The following is a 15,088-nucleotide window of genomic DNA, read 5'->3' as shown; positions in this document are numbered from 1 at the left end:
GCCCCGACCGCACACTCGGGATGTTGTGCCAGATCTGCCGGTTTGTTCCCGTTTATGGTGAGCCGGTGGCCCAGGACACCGTGCAGCAGGAATCGGCCGCCCCGGCGACCCCGGCGCGGGGTCTGCTGCCGTTGGTCCTCCCGGCGCTCGTCGTCGGGGTCGGGGCCAGTCTGCTCTACCTCGGGGTGAGCGGTCTCGCCGAGCAGCTCGAACACGTCCTGTGGCGGAACCTGCCCGACGCGCTGGGCGTCGGCCGCTACTCCGTGCTGTGGATGACGGTCATGCTCACCGCGACGGGCGTCGCGGTGGGCCTGATCGTCTGGAAGGCGCCGGGGCACGCCGGTCCCGACCCGGCGACCCTGGGGCTGGCCGTGACGACCCCCCTGCCGCCCTCCGTAGTGCCGGGCCTGCTTGCGGCGGCCGCGCTGATGCTGGCCGGCGGCCCGAGTCTGGGCCCCGAGAACCCCGTGATCGTGGCCAACGCGGCGCTGGCGTTCTGGCTGGGCCGCAGGATCGCGCCCCGGCTGCCGGGCGCGGTGTGGGTGACGCTGGCCGAGGCGGCGACGATCGGGGCACTGTTCGGGACGCCGGTCGCGGCGGCGCTGCTGCTCTCCGAGGCACTGGCCGGCCGGCCGATGCGGGGCCGGATGTGGGACAACGTCTTCGGACCGCTGATCGCGGCCGCCGCGGGCGCGCTGACCACCACCCTGCTGGCCCGGCCGTCACTGGATCTGGATCTGCCCTCCTTCGGCGGGCCCCACTGGGGCGATCTGCCGAGCGTGCTGGTGGTCGCCTCCGCGGGCGCGCTGCTCGGGATGGCCGCGGTGTACGCGTTCCCGTACGTCCACGGGGCCTTCCGGCGCCTTGGCCACCCCATGGTGGCGCTTCCCGCCGGCGGACTCGCCCTGGGCCTCCTGGCGGCCCTCGGCGGCCATCTGACGCTCTTCAAAGGGCTCGACGAGGTCGCGGCTCTGGCGCGGAATCCGGACAGCTGGTCGGCCGGGCAGTTCGCGACGATGTCCGTGGTGAAGCTCGCGGCGATGCTGGTGGCCGCGTCCTGCGGGTTCCGCGGCGGACGGATCTTCCCGTCCGTGTTCATCGGCGCCGCTCTCGGGCTGTGCGCGCACGCGCTCGTCCCCGCCGTGCATCCCGCGCTCGGTGTCTCCGCGGGAGTGCTTGGCGTACTCCTCGCGGTCACCCGGCACGGCTGGGTGAGCCTTTTCACGGCCGCGGTGCTGGCACCCTCGCCGGGAATGCTGGCCCTGCTCTGCGTGGCGTCGCTCCCGGCCTGGCTGCTGGTCACGGGCCGCCCGCAGATGCAACTCCACGAGGACGGCACGGCGCTCCGGTGAACCGGGGAGCCGGGGAGCCGGGGAGCCGGTCCCTTGAACGGGTGAATCGTGGGGAACCGTTGAACCAGCACGGCACGCCGGTCCGATGAAGCAGCAGGATCCCCGGATCCCGCTGGTCCGCCGAAGCTCAACCCCGTAGAAGTACACGATCCGATGAGCGCGCAGGACTTCACGCGCCGCCCAACCGATGAACGCGTACGACCTCCAGCTCCGCCCAACCGATGAACCCGTACGACCTCCAGCTCCGCCCAACCGATGAACCCGTAGAGCCGCGCACCGCCGACGCGATGGGAGACGGAAACACCATGTCGCTCCACTCAGGCCCGAGGAAGCACAACGAGCACACCATCTCGATGAACCCCTTCTTCGGGGAGGCGAACCCGATCGTCGAGATGACCGAGGCGCCCCCCAAGCACCGGCTGCCCAGGCACCCCCTACCGCCCTCGATCGCGTACCAGCTGGTCCACGACGAGCTGATGCTGGACGGCAACTCACGGCTGAACCTCGCCACCTTCGTCACCACCTGGATGGAGGACCAGGCCGACCGGCTGATGAGCGAGTGCCACGACAAGAACATGATCGACAAGGACGAGTACCCGCGCACCGCAGAGCTGGAGAGCCGCTGCGTGGCGATGCTGGCCCACCTGTGGAACGCGCCGGATCCCGAGTCCGTCGTGGGCTGTTCCACGACCGGCTCGAGCGAGGCGTGCATGCTCGCCGGGTTGGCGATGAAGCGACGCTGGGCTCGGCGCAACGCGGACCGCTACCCCTCCAAGGAGGCCCGTCCGAACCTGGTCATGGGCGTGAACGTGCAGGTCTGCTGGGAGAAGTTCTGCAATTTCTGGGAGGTCGAGGCACGCCAGGTGCCCATGGAGGGCGACCGGTTCCACCTGGATCCGCAGGCCGCCGCCGAGCTGTGCGACGAGAACACCATCGGGGTCGTCGGCATCCTGGGCTCCACCTTCGACGGGTCGTACGAGCCGATCGCCGAGTTGTGCGCGGCCCTGGACGACCTTCAGGAGCGCACGGGTCTGGACCTCCCCGTGCACGTGGACGGCGCCTCAGGGGCGATGATCGCGCCCTTCATCGACAAGGACCTGGTGTGGGACTTCCGGCTGCCCCGGGTCGCCTCGATCAACACCTCCGGCCACAAGTACGGACTGGTCTACCCGGGCGTGGGCTGGGCGCTGTGGCGCGACAAGGAAGCGCTCCCCGAGGAACTCGTCTTCCGGGTCAACTACCTGGGCGGCGACATGCCGACCTTCTCGCTCAACTTCTCCCGGCCCGGGGCAGAGGTCGTCGCGCAGTACTACACGTTCCTGCGGCTGGGCCAGGACGGCTTCCGCGCGGTCCAGCAGACGACACGGAACGTGGCGCAGGGACTCGCCAAGCGGATCGAGGCGCTGGGCGACTTCCGGCTCCTCACCCGTGGCGACGAGTTGCCGGTCATCGCCTTCACGACCACGCCTGAGGTGACGGCGTACGACGTCTTCGACGTCTCCCGGCGCCTGCGCGAGTTCGGCTGGCTGGTGCCCGCGTACACCTTCCCGCCCAACCGCGAGGACCTGTCCGTGCTGCGCATCGTGTGCCGCAACGGCTTCTCGACGGATCTCGCCGACCTCTTTCTCGACGATCTCACCCGTCTGCTGCCCATGCTGCGCCGGCAGCCTCACCCGATGACCCACGACAAGAATCTGTCCACGAGTTTCCATCACTGACACCGCCGGGTACGCCGCCGGGGCGGCCCGGGGTACAGCCCCGTACCACCCCGGCCCGGCCACCGGCTCGGTCGCTCGAACCTCCCTGCCGCCGGCGGGAGGAGGCGGGTCCGCCTGCCCGGGTCAGCCCGAGGACGTCTCCCGCTCCACGGCCACCAGCTCGAAGGCAGTCTTCCCGTCCAGCGACTCCCTGATGATGTCCGCGTGCCCCGCGTGCCGGGCCGTCTCACGGATCAGATGGAGCATCAGCCAGCGCATCGACACCCGCCCCTCCGGCGGGAACCAGGGGGCGTCGGGCAGCGGGAAGGTGTCGTCGAGACTGGGCACCGAGCGGATGAACGCCTCCGTCTCGGCCGCGACCTTCTCCCAGTACGCGAGCTGTGACCGGACCGTCTCCTCGCCCGTCAGCCGGAAGCACTCGTGCCAGTTCGACTCGTCGCGCTTCACCGCGGGTGCCTCGCCCCTGGCCCAGGCCAGCCAGGTCTGTTCGACCTCCGCGACATGCTTCAGCAGCCCGGACAGGGACAGTTCGCTGGCGCTCGGGCGCGAGGCCGCCTGCTCCTCCGTCAGACCGAGCAGGGCTCGGCGGATACCGCCGCGCTGCTCCTCCAGGAAGGAGAGCAGTGCTCCACGCTCGTCGCCCCGCTCCTCCGCCTGCACATGAGTCACCATGACCGGCCGCCTTTCATCGGTTTCCGCGGGGTCGCCCCCTGCCTGACACCGACGACACTACGAACCCTTGCGGTCAGGTTCCGTCCGCAAGGGCCCCGGTGCGCCGTGAGGATCCAGCCAAAAGGAACCCGGTCGAAAGGAACTAGATCGAAAGCAACAAGGCCGAAAGCAACTAGAAGGGGAACTTGCTCCGCCCATGCTGCACCGAGATCCACTTCTGAGTGGTGAACGCTTCGACGGTCGTCCCGCCGTTCAGTCGGCCCAGGCCCGAGTGCTTCTCGCCGCCGAACGGGACGAGCGGCTCGTCGTGGACCGTGCCGTCGTTCACGTGGAACATGCCCGTGTCGATTTGCTTGGCGAAGGCCACACCGCGCTCGATGTCGGCGGTGTGGACGGCGCCGCTGAGGCCGTAGGGGGTGTCGTTGACGATGCGGACGGCCTCCTCCTCGCCCTCGAAGGGGATGAGGACCGCGACCGGACCGAAGATCTCCTGCTGGAGGATCGAGGAGTCGGCGGGGACGTCCGTCAGGACGGTCGGCTCGATCAAATTGTCGGTGGTCGCTCCGTGCACGAGTGCCGTGGCGCCCTCCGCAAGGGCCTGCTCCACGGCGCCCGAGATCGCGTCCGCCTGTGAGGAGTTGATGACCGGGCCGACGACGGTCTCCGGGTCGCGCGGGTCGCCCGTCTTCAGGGACTTCACCTTGGCGACGAACTTCTCGGTGAACTCCGCCTGGAGCGTGCGGTCCACCAGAACGCGGTTGGCGGCCATGCACACTTGACCCTGGTGCACGTACCGGCTGAAGACGGCCGCGTCGACCGCGTAGTCCACATCCGCGTCGTCCAGGACCACCAGGGCGCTGTTGCCGCCCAGTTCGAGGACGGAACGCTTGAAGAGCGAGGCACAGACGGTGGCGACATGGCGGCCGACCTTGTCGGAACCGGTGAAGGAGATGACCTTCGGGACCGGGTGCTCGAGGAAGGCGTCGCCGATCTCGGCTATGTCGGTGATCACGACGTTCAGCAGACCCCCGGGCAGACCCGCCTCCTCAAGGATCTTGGCCACCAGCGAGCCGCCGGTGATGGGGGTGTTCTGGTGCGGCTTGAGGACGACGCCGTTGCCGAGCGCGAGCGCCGGGGCGACGGACTTGATCGACAGCAGGAACGGGAAGTTGAACGGGCTGATCACACCGACGACGCCGACAGGCACACGGTAGAGACGGTTCTCCTTGCCGTCGACCGGCGACGGGAGGATCCTGCCCTCGGGACGCAGCGCCAGCTGGATCGACTCGCGGAGGAACTCCTTGGCGAGGTGCAGCTCGAAGGCAGCCTTCAAACGGGTGCCGCCCAGCTCGGCGATGATCACTTCGGTGATCTCGGCCTCGCGGTGCTCGATGATTCTGAGGGCCTTCTCGAACACCGCGCGGCGCGTGTACGGGTTGATGCCGGCCCACTCCCTCTGAGCGGCCGCGGCGGCCCGGTAGGCCTCGTCGACCTCGTCGACCGTGGCTATCGTGATCGACGCCAGCTTCTCGCCGTCGTACGGGTTGAAGTCGATGATGTCCCAGGAGCCTGTGCCCGGGCGCCATTCACCGCCGATGTACTGCTGAGCAAGATCGGTGAAGTAGGACGACATGAGATCCCTCAATCCCTCGCAGCCGACGCAGACACCCGTTCACGCACCCGCGTTCGAGTTACGGTCTGATCGCGCGTCATCGTACTTGCGTTTAAGGGGAGTTGGAGGACCCCTCGGGATACTCCGGAAAACCCTCAGGAAAGCTGGAGCAGCCCCCGCAGCAGATCGCGGCTCTCGTCCGGTCCGGGGCAGTCCTGCTGCAGCTGCGTCATCGCCGCCTCGTACTGGGCGACGTCCTCGCGTTTGTCCAGGTAGAGCGCGCTGGTGAGCTGCTCCAGATAGACCACGTCGGACAGGTCGGACTCGGGGAAGCTCAGGATGGTGAAGGCACCGCTCTCGCCGGAGTGCCCGCCGAAGCTGAACGGCATGACCTGCAGCCGTACGTTGGGACGCTCCGAGACGTCGATCAGGTGCTGGAGCTGGCCGCGCATCACTCCCCGGTCGCCGTAGGGGCGGCGCAGGGCGGCCTCGTCGAGGACGACGTGGAACTGCGGGGCGTGCTCGGAGACCAGATACTTCTGCCGCTCCAGCCGCAGCGCCACCCGCCGGTCGATGTCCGCCGCGCTCGCGCCCTGCATGCCCCGGGCGACGACCGCGTGGGCGTAGGCCTCGGTCTGCAGCAGGCCGTGCACGAACTGGACCTCGTACGACCGGATCAGATGCGCCGCGCCCTCCAGGCCGACGTATGTCGGGAACCAGCTCGGCAGGACGTCCGAGTAGCTGTGCCACCACCCGGCGACGTTGGCTTCCTTCGCCAGGGAGAGCAGGGAGGTGCGTTCGGCATCGTCCGTGATCCCGTACAACGTCAGCAGGTCCTCGACATCACGTGTCTTGAAGCTCACCCGTCCCAACTCCATGCGGCTGATCTTCGACTCCGAGGCCCGGATCGAGTAGCCGGCCGCCTCCCTGGTGATGCCGCGCGCCTCCCGCAGGCGCCTGAGATGGGATCCCAGCAGAATGCGCCGCACCACCGACCCACTCGAGTCCCCAGCGCTCACGTTCGTCAGCCTCCCCAGCCGTCCTTCAGACCGCGCAGTCTGCCACTAAAACACTTCGAGCAGTACTCGTACGGTTACAGAAATGGAAAGGAGCCAAAGTCGGGGGACAGTGAGAGATCAGGAAGGAGCAAGCAAGCGGGAAGAAAGTGACAGAAGAAATAAGCAGAAAGCGGTACGGGAACGGCCAATTCTGGCGCGTGCACGTGCATCTGCCCTTGCATCTGCTTGGCTCATCCGAAACCATGGTCCCCGCGCCACCGCTGCATTGCCACGACCGCGAACACCCGGGAGTGCCTCGCATGGGGACGAATGGATCGACCATGCTCGAGCCCTTACGGCAGGGACTTCCGCCGCTCGACCCCGCGGCCGTGTCCAACGCCGCCTCCTGCGCCCTCCCCGCCCGCCTCGAAGCGGTGCGCGAGGCACGGCAGTTCACCCGCAGGACGCTGGGCCAGTGGGACGTGGGCGAGCGCTTCGACGACGTCTGCCTGGTGGTCTCCGAACTCGTGACCAACGCACTGCGGCACGCCCTGCCCTCGCCCGCCCTCAGAACGTGCGAGCAGGAGCCGCCGGTTCGGCTGCATCTGATGCGCTGGACCTCACGCCTGGTGTGCGCCGTGCGCGACCCCAGTCACGACAGTCCGGTCGCGGGCGACTCGGAGGACTTCTCGGCGGAGTCGGGCCGCGGACTGTTCCTGGTCGACTCGTTCGCCGACAGCTGGGGCTGGCATCCGCTGGCGGGCACGCTCAGCGGCAAGGTGGTCTGGGCCCTGTTCCGGCTGCCTCCCGCGTAGGTGTGCGCGAAATAGCTCCCCGCGGCGCTCCCCGAGACCGGATCTACGCGCGTTACGGCCTGCGGTGCACCGATGCGCCGCAGGCCGGCCCCTGTACTGCCCTGTGACGCACGCGCGTTACGTGATCAGGTGGTCGAACTCGCCGTCCTTGATGCCCAGCAGCATCGCCTCGATCTCCGCGCGGGTGTAGACCAGCGCCGGGCCATCGGGGAAGCGCGAGTTCCGCACCGCCACATCTCCCCCGGGCAGCCGGGCGAACTCCACGCAGGAGCCCTGGGAGTTGCTGTGCCGGCTCTTCTGCCAGGCCACTCCGTGCAGCTCTGTCGCAGCCATGCCGTTGTACACGTCGTCCACGTCGTACACGTCGTGGTCCACAGGTCGCTCCCCGGATGGTGCCTCGGCTGTCATGGCCATTGATGCAGCGGTCAACTGCCCGGATCATAACTCCGTTCACATGCAGATGCATGCGCAGATGCACGTGCACGCGGGGTGTTCCTGCGATTACAGCCTTTCCAGTCCCTTGACTACAGCGTGACGGCGACCTGACTACAGTCCGTCAAGCATGCGCCCCAGAGCTCGCATTACATGCGACCTCCAGCCCCCGTCCATGATCGTCCGCGCCAACATCTGTGCGGGGTCGTCAGGATCGAACCCTTCATGTACTAGGAAGAGACGCGTACCGCGGCCTTCCTGTTCCAATGTCCATGTGATGGTCCAGTCCGCGGGATTGGCGGGGTCGGCGTCGGCCCAGCGCAGGCGCAGCATCCGCCCTGACTCGAACGCGAGAACCCGCACGTCGACCGTGCCGGAGAAGTTGGCGTTGGGCCGCGGGACCGAGGTCATCCGATATCGGTGACCGACTTCGAGGCGAAAGTCCCCGGCACCGGGCATCTGCCACTGGGCGAGCAACCCGGGCTCGGTGAGGGCGCGCCAGACCTTGTCCGGCGGATGCGGCAGGAACTGGTCGACGCGGATGGTGGTGAGGTCGTCGTCAGGTGCGGTGTTCATGGCCGGTCATCGTCGGGCATGCGGTCGAGCAGTTCACCGAGCCCCTTCAGCTGCTCGCGCCAGAACCGCTCGTACGGATGGAGCCAGTCCTGAACCTCGGCGAGCGGCCCCGCCTCGAGGCGGTAGATGCGCTGCCGTCCGCTGCGCTGCTCGGCGACGAGCCCGGCCTCCCGCAACACCCTGAGGTGCTCCGAGAGGCTGGGCCGCCGCATGTCGAAGTGGTCGGCCAGGGCTTGGACGGGCTGCGGCCCCCGCTCGCGCAGCAGGCGCAGCACCTCGCGGCGCGTGGCGTTGGCGAGCGCGGCGAAGACGCGGTCCTCGGCGGCGGTCTCCGCACCGGACTCGGTCGTGGTCATGCCGGACTCCCTATCCGTGAGCCTCCGTCAGCAGCATCAGACCGTTGCCGTCCGGGTCCCGGAACGACGCCATACGGCCCCAGGGGAGGTCGTCCGGCCCCTGCACGGCGACCCCCGCCGCGGCCAGCCGCGCACAGTCGGCGTCGACATCGGTCGTGACCAACATGATCCCCCGGGCCGAGCCGGGCCGGAAATCGCCCATTCCCGGACCGGAGAGCGTGAAGACGGTCTGCGCACCCTTGGGGGCGACCTGGAGCCAGCGCCCCTGCGGCAGATCCAGATCGGCGGTGACCTCGAAGCCGAGGACATCCGTGTAGAAGCGCAGGGCGCGGTCCTGGTCGGTCACGGGGAGGGTGAGGAAGGAAGTGTGTGTGATGGTCATGCGGACGACAATAGGTAGGAGTTTCCCTACGCGTCAAGCGTAGGGAAACTCCTACCTGTCTGCCGCAGGGCCGCGGCCAGCGGGGACGACCGCAGGGCCGCGGCCACCGGGGCGAGAAGGACAGCAGCGTCATCCCCAGGGCGTCCATCACCGCGCGGGCCGGCAGGCGTTTGCTGCCGGACCGTCACACGGGTGGCCCGGCCGCCGCAGATCTTGCCGCGGTCCGGGGCGAACGAAAGGGGTCAAGAAGGCGAGCGAAAAAAAGGGGTCAAGACGGTCGACGCCATCGACATCGGGTCGGCGGCGGCCCGAATCCGCGCCCGTGCGCGAAGATCTGTCGTGGCGCGAAGATCTGCCGTGGCGTGAAGATCTGAAGGGGGTGGGGGAGCGATATGGCGAAGAAGAGCAAGATCGCGAAGAACGAGCAGCGGCAGCTGATCGTTGCGCGGTACGCGCAGCGGCGGGCCGAGCTGAAGGAGATCATCCGCGGCCTGTCCTCCACGGAGGCCGAGCGGCTCGCCGTCCAGCGGGAATTGCGCAGACAGCCTGATGACGCCGACGCGACCCGGGGCGCGCGACCGGCATGGCGTGCACGGGCCGCCGCGCGGTCGTGTCCACGCTTTCGGGCTCTCCCGGGTGAATCTGTGTGAGCACCGGGCGACTCTGTCTGAGCACTGGGTGAATCTGTCTGAGCACTGGGTGAATCTGCGTGAGCAAACGCACGCCGGTCATCCGCCCGGCGTGTGCAGGTCCTCCTGGTAGCTTGCTGCGGTCGTTCGCGCGACCTCATCGGCAACCTTGGGAGACTTCAGTGAATTCGGCGACTCCTGGCACGCACCGGCAGGCGCGCATCGTGCTTGCGGCCGCGGGGCTGACGACCGCGCTCCTGCTGACCGGCTGCAGCAGCGGCTCCGGGGGCAGCGGGTCCGGGGGCGGCGACTCCTCACCGAGCGCGTCCGCGTCCTCGGCGGACACCGGTGGCGGCTCCGGCACGCCCGGCGCCAAACCGGGGAAGCTGGAGGGCAGCTGGCTGGCCACGACCGGTGGCAAGGCCGTGGCCCTGGTGATCACCGGAAAGCAGGCCGCGCTCTTCACGACGGGCGGCAGCGTGTGCACCGGGACCGCAGGCGAGGAGGCGGGCATGCAGATGATCCACCTCAAGTGCACGGACGGCGGCAAGGACCGCCGGACCGGGATGGTCGACTCCATGAACGCCTCGGGCATGAAGGTGACGTGGGAGGGCGGCATCGGCACGGAGACGTACACGAAGTCCGAGAGCGGCAAGATGCCGAGCGGGCTGCCGACGGCGAGCCTGGGGTCCTGACACGGCGCCCGCCAGGGTCTCTCACCTCGGCCGATGGGCCGCGGAACCTCCGGGTTCCGCGGCCCTTTGCGGTGTCGGGGGCTGTCGCCATGGTTGGGAGCCGCTTGGGCGAGGACCCTCCCGGCGCTCGCATTTCCCGTAAGACCCGTACTTGCGGGAGGTCGAACCGCGTGCAGCCTCCCCCTCACGCCCCCGCCTCTTGCGGTGCCGCGCGAGCCCCGTCGCACCGCGCATCGCGCATCGCGCACCGCGCACCGCGCACCGCGCACCGCGCACCGCGCATCGCGACCAGCGGCTCGATTCGCTGCCGCTCGATCCGGTAGCCGGCTCACTCCTCCGGCATACGGGAGGCATACGTGATGAATTGCGGCAATCACGTCCGGCGGCGCAGGGGGGAATTGAGGGGGGCGCGCAACGCACTGCCGCCCGCCTGCGTGATGATCCCTGGATACCGTCACGATCCCAGAGGACCCACATGCGCAGCACCGTCCCCGTCCCCCTGGCCGTCACCGTTCTCGCCGCGGCCCTCGCCCTGACCGCCTGCGACAGCAAGAGCAGCGACGACGCCAAGCATTCGGAGAAGTCGGCTCCCCCGGCCGCCGGCTGCCCGATCGCCCTGAAAGTGGGGCCCGCCAACGCGGCCACCACCGCGGGCGACACCGGCAACGTCCCGGTCACCCTCACCAACCGCAGCGGCGGCAAGTGCACCTTCCAGGGCTTCCCCGGGGTCGAGCTGAACGCCGGCTCCTCCTCCTGGAGCGTGGCGGACGACAAGGCCGCGACGCCCGAGAAGGTGACGCTGCAGAAGGGCGAGGCAGCGACCTTCACCCTCACCTATGTCCGCGGGAAGTCCGGCGGCTCGCAGAGCGCCGCCGTGAAGGCCCTGAAGATCACCGTCCCAGGCGCCGGGCCCGCGCAGAGCTACCCGTGGTCGTACGGCGAGGTGTCCCTGAAGAGTGCGGGGACCCCCGACGCCTCGGTGAGCCCGATCCAGGTCGCGGGCGACTGACGTACGGATCCGTCGGCCGGCCCCGTCGAGCGGCCCGTTCAGGACAGCCTGGGCCGCGTGATGACAACCGGGCCGGTCACGACAACCGGTGCCACCGCGCAACAACCGGCCCCGTCACGACAACCGGAGGGGTTGCACGACAAGCGGCCGGTCACGACAGCCGAGGCCGCCCCACAACAACCAGCCCGGTCACGACAGCCGGAGGCGCCGCACGGTTAGCAGCCCGGTCACGGCAGCCGGAGGCGCGCACGGCACGCAGCGGTCACGGCAGCCGGGGACGTCCCGCCACCCGTGCCCGGTCGGCTGCCGCGGCCCCTTGCTCCCATCCGGCCGCGTCGCCCGCCCCGCGCAGCCGGGTGGTGACGGTGTCCGGGAACATTCGCTCCATGCGGTCCGCGACGGCCACGTCGCGGGCTGCGAGCACCGGCAGCAACTCCCCCTCGCTCCCGGCCACCTGCTCTTCCGTCGCGGCCCGGAGCCGGTCGCCGATGCGGTGCGCGTACGCGGCCAGGAACGACTGCCGGAACGTTTTCGTACGCTTCCGGCCGCCCTTCCGCTGCGCCGCCTCCGCCTTCGTCATCGCGGCGGTGGCCTGCACGAGCAGCGAGGTGTAGAGCAGTTCGACCGACTCGAGGTCGGGTTCGAAGCCGATGACCGTGGAGAAGCCGAGAGCCTCGTGCCACACGGCACGGCAGCGGTTCGCGTCCGCCACCGCGTCCAGGAGCACCGCCTTGGCCGTCTCGTAGGGCGGGTCGACGCCGATGCGGCAGGCGCCGGGCGTATCCCCGGCGTGCGTACGGGCCGCGAGCAGCGCCTCGTCGATGCTGTGCCGCGCCATCAGCTCCTGCGCCTTGGCGCTGAGCGCCTCCGCCTCCTCCGGATAGCCGGTCGCCTCCGCCTTGGCGAGCAGGGCGCGGATTCGGGTGAGCATGCGGGACTCGGGCTGCTGCGGGGCGGCGGACTGCCGCGGCACATCTAGGGCCTCGAGGCCGGGGAGGCGCAGCAGCAGGCGATACAGCTCCAGGGCGGCGGTGGCGTACGAGAAACGGTCGAGGCCGCGCGGCGGCTCCGCGTCGAGTTCCTGGAGCTGGGCCGCCCAGCGTGGCCCCGGGGGCGGCCGCTCCCCCGCCTCCTCGATGATCAGCACCGACACAAGACTTACGTGCGGGTCGTCGAGTTCACGGCGGACGATGCGTACGACGTCGGCGGGCTGCCAGCCGCGCCGCCACGCCGCGGCGACGAACTGCTTGCCTCGCCGGGCGAGTTCGGCGTCGGCCGCGGGGTCGGCGGCGAGCAGCGAGGCGCCGGTGTCCAGGGCCGCGTCGGTGTCGTCGTACAGCGCGGCCTCGAAGGCGCGGTCCACGGTGGTCGTCGTACTCACGTGTTCGATCGTGACACGAACGTCTTCGGTGGGACGGCGCTCAGCCGGACCGGCCGTTGCGACGTGGCTGACCACCTGATCGGCCACTTCGTGGACCAGGCCCGCCGTTCGGGCGCGTCCTGGACCGACATCGGCAAGAGCATGGGAGTGACCCGGCAGGCCGCCCAGAAGCGCTTCGTGCCGAAGGAGTCCGCCGGCCTCGACCCCAGTCAGGGGTTCAGCCGGTACACCGTCCGCGCACGGAACGTGGTCATGGCCGCGCACAACGAGGCGAAGGCCCGCGGGCAACAACGAGACCGGCCCTCCGGGTCGGCTGCAACTGCATCGGCACCGAGCACATCCTCCTCGCGCTCCTCGAACTGGAGAACGGAAAGGGTCTGCTGACCGGACTCGGCATCGACAAGGCCACCGCCGAGGAGTTCCTGATGAAGGAGGTGGCCGAGGTGGCCAAGGCCCGCGAGCAGCAGGCCTGAGCCGACTCGGGTCGCGCGTCCGGGCCCGTTGTCGGACCCCCCTGTCACACTCGCGGCATGACCGGGCGCTGGGCTCTCGTTCCGGCCGAGGACGGTGGCGCGGAGGTCGCCGCCCTCGGCCCGGACGGGCTGCTCGCCGGGCCCGTGGTCCGGGAGGGGGATCTCGCCGGGGCCGTGCGTGCGCGGCCCGGGGTCACCCGGTGGGTGTGGCGGTCCACCGCCGACGTCCAGCCGCGTCTGCTCGCCGCGGGGGTGCGAGTCGACCGGTGCTATGACGTCGAGGCGGCCGAGACTCTGCTCCTGGGCCACGAGGGACGCCACGGCGAGCCCCGGTCTGCCGCCGCCGCGCTGGCCCGGCTGCGCGGCGGCCCCGTACCGCCGGATCCCCGCCCGCGCTCCGCAGAGCCCGGCTCGCAGTCCTCTCTCTTCGAGCCGAGCCCCGTGCACGTCTCCCTCGCCGACCTCGTCGAGGTGTATGCCGACCAGCAGCGCCGGCACGACGCCACCGCGTACCCGGAGCGCATGCGGCTGCTGACCGCCGCCGAGTCGGCCGGCATGCTGGTGGCCTCCGAGATGAACCGCTGCGGGCTGCCCTGGAGCCCGGACGTCCACCGCGCGGTGCTGCACGACCTGCTCGGCGAGCGGTACGCGGGCGGCGGCGAGCCCCGGCGCCTGGCCGAACTGGCCGACGAGGTGTCGGCCGCATTCGGACGCCGTGTCCGGCCCGATCTGCCCGCCGACGTCGTGAAGGCCTTCGCGCAGGCCGGGATCCGGGTGCGCTCCACCCGTCGTTGGGAGATCGCGTCGCTCGACCACCCCGCGGTCGAGCCCCTGCTGGAGTACAAGAAGCTGTACCGCATCTGGGTCGCCCACGGCTGGTCCTGGCTGCAGGGCTGGGTGCGCGACGGCCGCTTCCGGCCCGAGTACCTGCCGGGTGGCACGGTCACCGGCCGCTGGGTCACCAACGGCGGCGGGGCGTTGCAGATCCCCAAGGTCATCCGGCGCGCCGTCGTCGCCGACCCCGGCTGGCGGCTGGTCGTCGCGGACGCCGCCCAGATGGAGCCGCGTGTCCTCGCCGCGATCTCGCGCGACCCCGCGTTCATGGAGGTCGCGGCGCGCGGGGCCGACCTCTACCAGTCGGTGTCGGACCGGGCGTTCTCCGGCGACCGCGGCCAGGCCAAGCTCGCCGTGCTCGGCGCGATCTACGGCCAGACCTCCGGGGACGGCCTGAAGAACCTCGCCGCGCTGCGCCGCCGTTTCCCGCGAGCGGTCGCGTACGTCGACGACGCGGCCCGCGCGGGCGAGGAGGGCCGGCTCGTACGGACCTGGCTCGGGCGTACGTCCCCGCCGGCGGCCGGAGCGTCGGAGGACGCGGCGGAGGAGGCGGGCATTCCGCAGGAGGTCGACCCGGAGAGTCCCGCCGGGGAGCCGCAGCAGTGGATGCCCGGCTACGCCTCGCACAACTCCCGGGCCCGCGGCCGTTTCGCGCGCAATTTCGTCGTGCAGGGCAGCGCAGCCGACTGGGCTTTGCTGCTGCTCGCCGCCCTGCGCCGCGCCTGTGCGGACCTCGCCGCCGAGTTGGTCTTCTTCCAGCACGACGAGGTGATCGTGCACTGCCCGGTCGAGGAGGCGGACCTGGTGGTCGCGGCGGTCCAGGAGGCCTCGGACCTGGCGATGCGTCTGACGTTCGGCGAGACACCGGTGCGCATTCCGTTCGCGACGGCGGTGGTGGAGTGTTACGCAGACGCCAAGTGAGGCGGCGGACGCCGAGCGGGGGCACGGGCGCTGGGTGGAGGCACGGGCGCTAGGCGGGGGCACGGGCGCTGGGTGGAGGCGGGGACGCTGGGTGGAGGAGGGACGCCAGGCGAGGACGCGGGCGTCGGGCCGGGAGGAGGCACTGGGCGGGGGCGCGGGCACTGGGCGGAGGCGCGGGCGTCGGGCCGGGGGAGGGAGGGCACTGGGCCGGGGGGAGGGCACTGGGCGGAGGC

At 70.3% G+C, this 15,088-nt stretch carries 14 protein-coding genes and 2 pseudogenes; 8 read left to right on the top strand and 8 right to left on the bottom strand.

Annotation, left to right across the window (positions count from 1 at the left end; all coding sequences use genetic code 11):
• Window positions 1-65: 65 nt before the first annotated feature.
• A complete protein-coding gene (locus AAW14_RS27520) occupies window positions 66-1,352 on the top strand; it encodes an ion channel protein (protein WP_265566651.1) in 1,287 nt (428 codons plus the stop codon).
• A 305-nt stretch (window positions 1,353-1,657) separates the two neighbouring features.
• Window positions 1,658-3,070: a glutamate decarboxylase gene (locus AAW14_RS27515; protein WP_265566650.1), complete on the top strand. Its 1,413-nt coding sequence runs from the start codon at window positions 1,658-1,660 to the stop codon at window positions 3,068-3,070.
• A gap of 123 nt (window positions 3,071-3,193) precedes the next feature.
• On the opposite strand, the gene AAW14_RS27510 is transcribed toward AAW14_RS27515, so the two are convergent.
• From AAW14_RS27510 to AAW14_RS27500, 3 genes are all read right to left on the bottom strand, one after another.
• Window positions 3,194-3,742, bottom strand: a complete 549-nt coding sequence (locus AAW14_RS27510) for a DinB family protein (RefSeq protein ID WP_265566649.1) — start codon at window positions 3,740-3,742, stop codon at window positions 3,194-3,196.
• 172 nt (window positions 3,743-3,914) lie between these two features.
• Window positions 3,915-5,375 (bottom strand): aldehyde dehydrogenase family protein, encoded by a 1,461-nt coding sequence (locus tag AAW14_RS27505; protein ID WP_265566648.1) that lies wholly within the window; start codon window positions 5,373-5,375, stop codon window positions 3,915-3,917.
• Between the two features lie 134 nt (window positions 5,376-5,509).
• The gene (locus AAW14_RS27500; RefSeq protein ID WP_265566714.1) at window positions 5,510-6,346 is read right to left on the bottom strand and encodes a helix-turn-helix domain-containing protein; all 837 of its coding nucleotides are present in this window, start codon (window positions 6,344-6,346) and stop codon (window positions 5,510-5,512) included.
• A gap of 347 nt (window positions 6,347-6,693) precedes the next feature.
• On the opposite strand from AAW14_RS27500, the gene AAW14_RS27495 reads away from it, so the two are divergent.
• Window positions 6,694-7,167 carry an ATP-binding protein gene (locus AAW14_RS27495; protein ID WP_265566647.1) on the top strand — a complete coding sequence of 158 codons (474 nt, stop codon included), beginning with the start codon at window positions 6,694-6,696 and terminating at the stop codon, window positions 7,165-7,167.
• Between the two features lie 117 nt (window positions 7,168-7,284).
• Here the strand turns inward: AAW14_RS27495 and AAW14_RS27490 are convergent, their stop codons facing one another.
• From AAW14_RS27490 to AAW14_RS27475, 4 genes are all read right to left on the bottom strand, one after another.
• Entirely contained in the window at window positions 7,285-7,542 is a 258-nt protein-coding gene (locus tag AAW14_RS27490) for a DUF397 domain-containing protein (protein WP_265566646.1), read from the bottom strand.
• Between the two features lie 171 nt (window positions 7,543-7,713).
• Window positions 7,714-8,175, bottom strand: coding sequence for an SRPBCC family protein (locus AAW14_RS27485; RefSeq protein ID WP_265566645.1), 462 nt, complete (start codon window positions 8,173-8,175; stop codon window positions 7,714-7,716).
• On the bottom strand, window positions 8,172-8,531 hold the full coding sequence (locus AAW14_RS27480; protein WP_265566644.1) for an ArsR/SmtB family transcription factor: 360 nt from the start codon (window positions 8,529-8,531) through the stop codon (window positions 8,172-8,174). Before AAW14_RS27480 ends, AAW14_RS27485 begins: the two co-directional genes overlap by 4 nt.
• A gap of 10 nt (window positions 8,532-8,541) precedes the next feature.
• Window positions 8,542-8,913 carry a VOC family protein gene (locus tag AAW14_RS27475; RefSeq protein ID WP_265566643.1) on the bottom strand — a complete coding sequence of 124 codons (372 nt, stop codon included), beginning with the start codon at window positions 8,911-8,913 and terminating at the stop codon, window positions 8,542-8,544.
• Between the two features lie 392 nt (window positions 8,914-9,305).
• Between AAW14_RS27475 and AAW14_RS27470 the strand changes: the two are divergent.
• The 3 genes and pseudogenes from AAW14_RS27470 (at window position 9,306) to AAW14_RS27460 (ending at window position 11,246) form a co-directional block, all read left to right on the top strand.
• Window positions 9,306-9,675 (top strand): annotated as a pseudogene (locus AAW14_RS27470) (30S ribosomal protein S14).
• A 49-nt stretch (window positions 9,676-9,724) separates the two neighbouring features.
• Window positions 9,725-10,237 carry a hypothetical protein gene (locus AAW14_RS27465; RefSeq protein WP_265566642.1) on the top strand — a complete coding sequence of 171 codons (513 nt, stop codon included), beginning with the start codon at window positions 9,725-9,727 and terminating at the stop codon, window positions 10,235-10,237.
• Window positions 10,238-10,712: 475 nt separating this feature from the next.
• A complete protein-coding gene (locus tag AAW14_RS27460) occupies window positions 10,713-11,246 on the top strand; it encodes a DUF4232 domain-containing protein (protein ID WP_265566641.1) in 534 nt (177 codons plus the stop codon).
• Between the two features lie 262 nt (window positions 11,247-11,508).
• Here AAW14_RS27460 and AAW14_RS27455 read toward each other — a convergent pair whose 3' ends face one another.
• Window positions 11,509-12,627, bottom strand: a complete 1,119-nt coding sequence (locus AAW14_RS27455; RefSeq protein ID WP_265566640.1) for a DUF2786 domain-containing protein — start codon at window positions 12,625-12,627, stop codon at window positions 11,509-11,511.
• Between AAW14_RS27455 and AAW14_RS27450 the strand changes: the two are divergent.
• Both AAW14_RS27450 and AAW14_RS27445 read left to right on the top strand, forming a co-directional pair.
• A pseudogene (locus AAW14_RS27450) lies at window positions 12,628-13,100 on the top strand (Clp protease N-terminal domain-containing protein).
• Between the two features lie 57 nt (window positions 13,101-13,157).
• A complete protein-coding gene (locus AAW14_RS27445; RefSeq protein WP_265566639.1) occupies window positions 13,158-14,855 on the top strand; it encodes a bifunctional 3'-5' exonuclease/DNA polymerase in 1,698 nt (565 codons plus the stop codon).
• Window positions 14,856-15,088: the final 233 nt, after the last annotated feature.

The organism is Streptomyces hygroscopicus, assembly GCF_026168105.1.
Classification (GTDB): domain Bacteria; phylum Actinomycetota; class Actinomycetes; order Streptomycetales; family Streptomycetaceae; genus Streptomyces; species Streptomyces hygroscopicus_D.
This window is presented reverse-complemented; position numbering and strand designations above follow the sequence as displayed.

Excerpts from the sequence above, each read along its gene's own strand:
- AAW14_RS27515 (WP_265566650.1), top strand. The coding sequence starts at position 1,658 with ATGTCGCTCCACTCAGGCCCGAGGAAGCACAACGAGCACACCATCTCG.
- AAW14_RS27510 (WP_265566649.1), bottom strand. The coding sequence starts at position 3,742 with ATGGTGACTCATGTGCAGGCGGAGGAGCGGGGCGACGAGCGTGGAGCA.
- AAW14_RS27505 (WP_265566648.1), bottom strand. The coding sequence starts at position 5,375 with ATGTCGTCCTACTTCACCGATCTTGCTCAGCAGTACATCGGCGGTGAA.
- AAW14_RS27495 (WP_265566647.1), top strand. The coding sequence starts at position 6,694 with ATGCTCGAGCCCTTACGGCAGGGACTTCCGCCGCTCGACCCCGCGGCC.
- AAW14_RS27485 (WP_265566645.1), bottom strand. The coding sequence starts at position 8,175 with ATGAACACCGCACCTGACGACGACCTCACCACCATCCGCGTCGACCAG.
- AAW14_RS27480 (WP_265566644.1), bottom strand. The coding sequence starts at position 8,531 with ATGACCACGACCGAGTCCGGTGCGGAGACCGCCGCCGAGGACCGCGTC.
- AAW14_RS27475 (WP_265566643.1), bottom strand. The coding sequence starts at position 8,913 with ATGACCATCACACACACTTCCTTCCTCACCCTCCCCGTGACCGACCAG.
- AAW14_RS27460 (WP_265566641.1), top strand. The coding sequence starts at position 10,713 with ATGCGCAGCACCGTCCCCGTCCCCCTGGCCGTCACCGTTCTCGCCGCG.
- AAW14_RS27445 (WP_265566639.1), top strand. The coding sequence starts at position 13,158 with ATGACCGGGCGCTGGGCTCTCGTTCCGGCCGAGGACGGTGGCGCGGAG.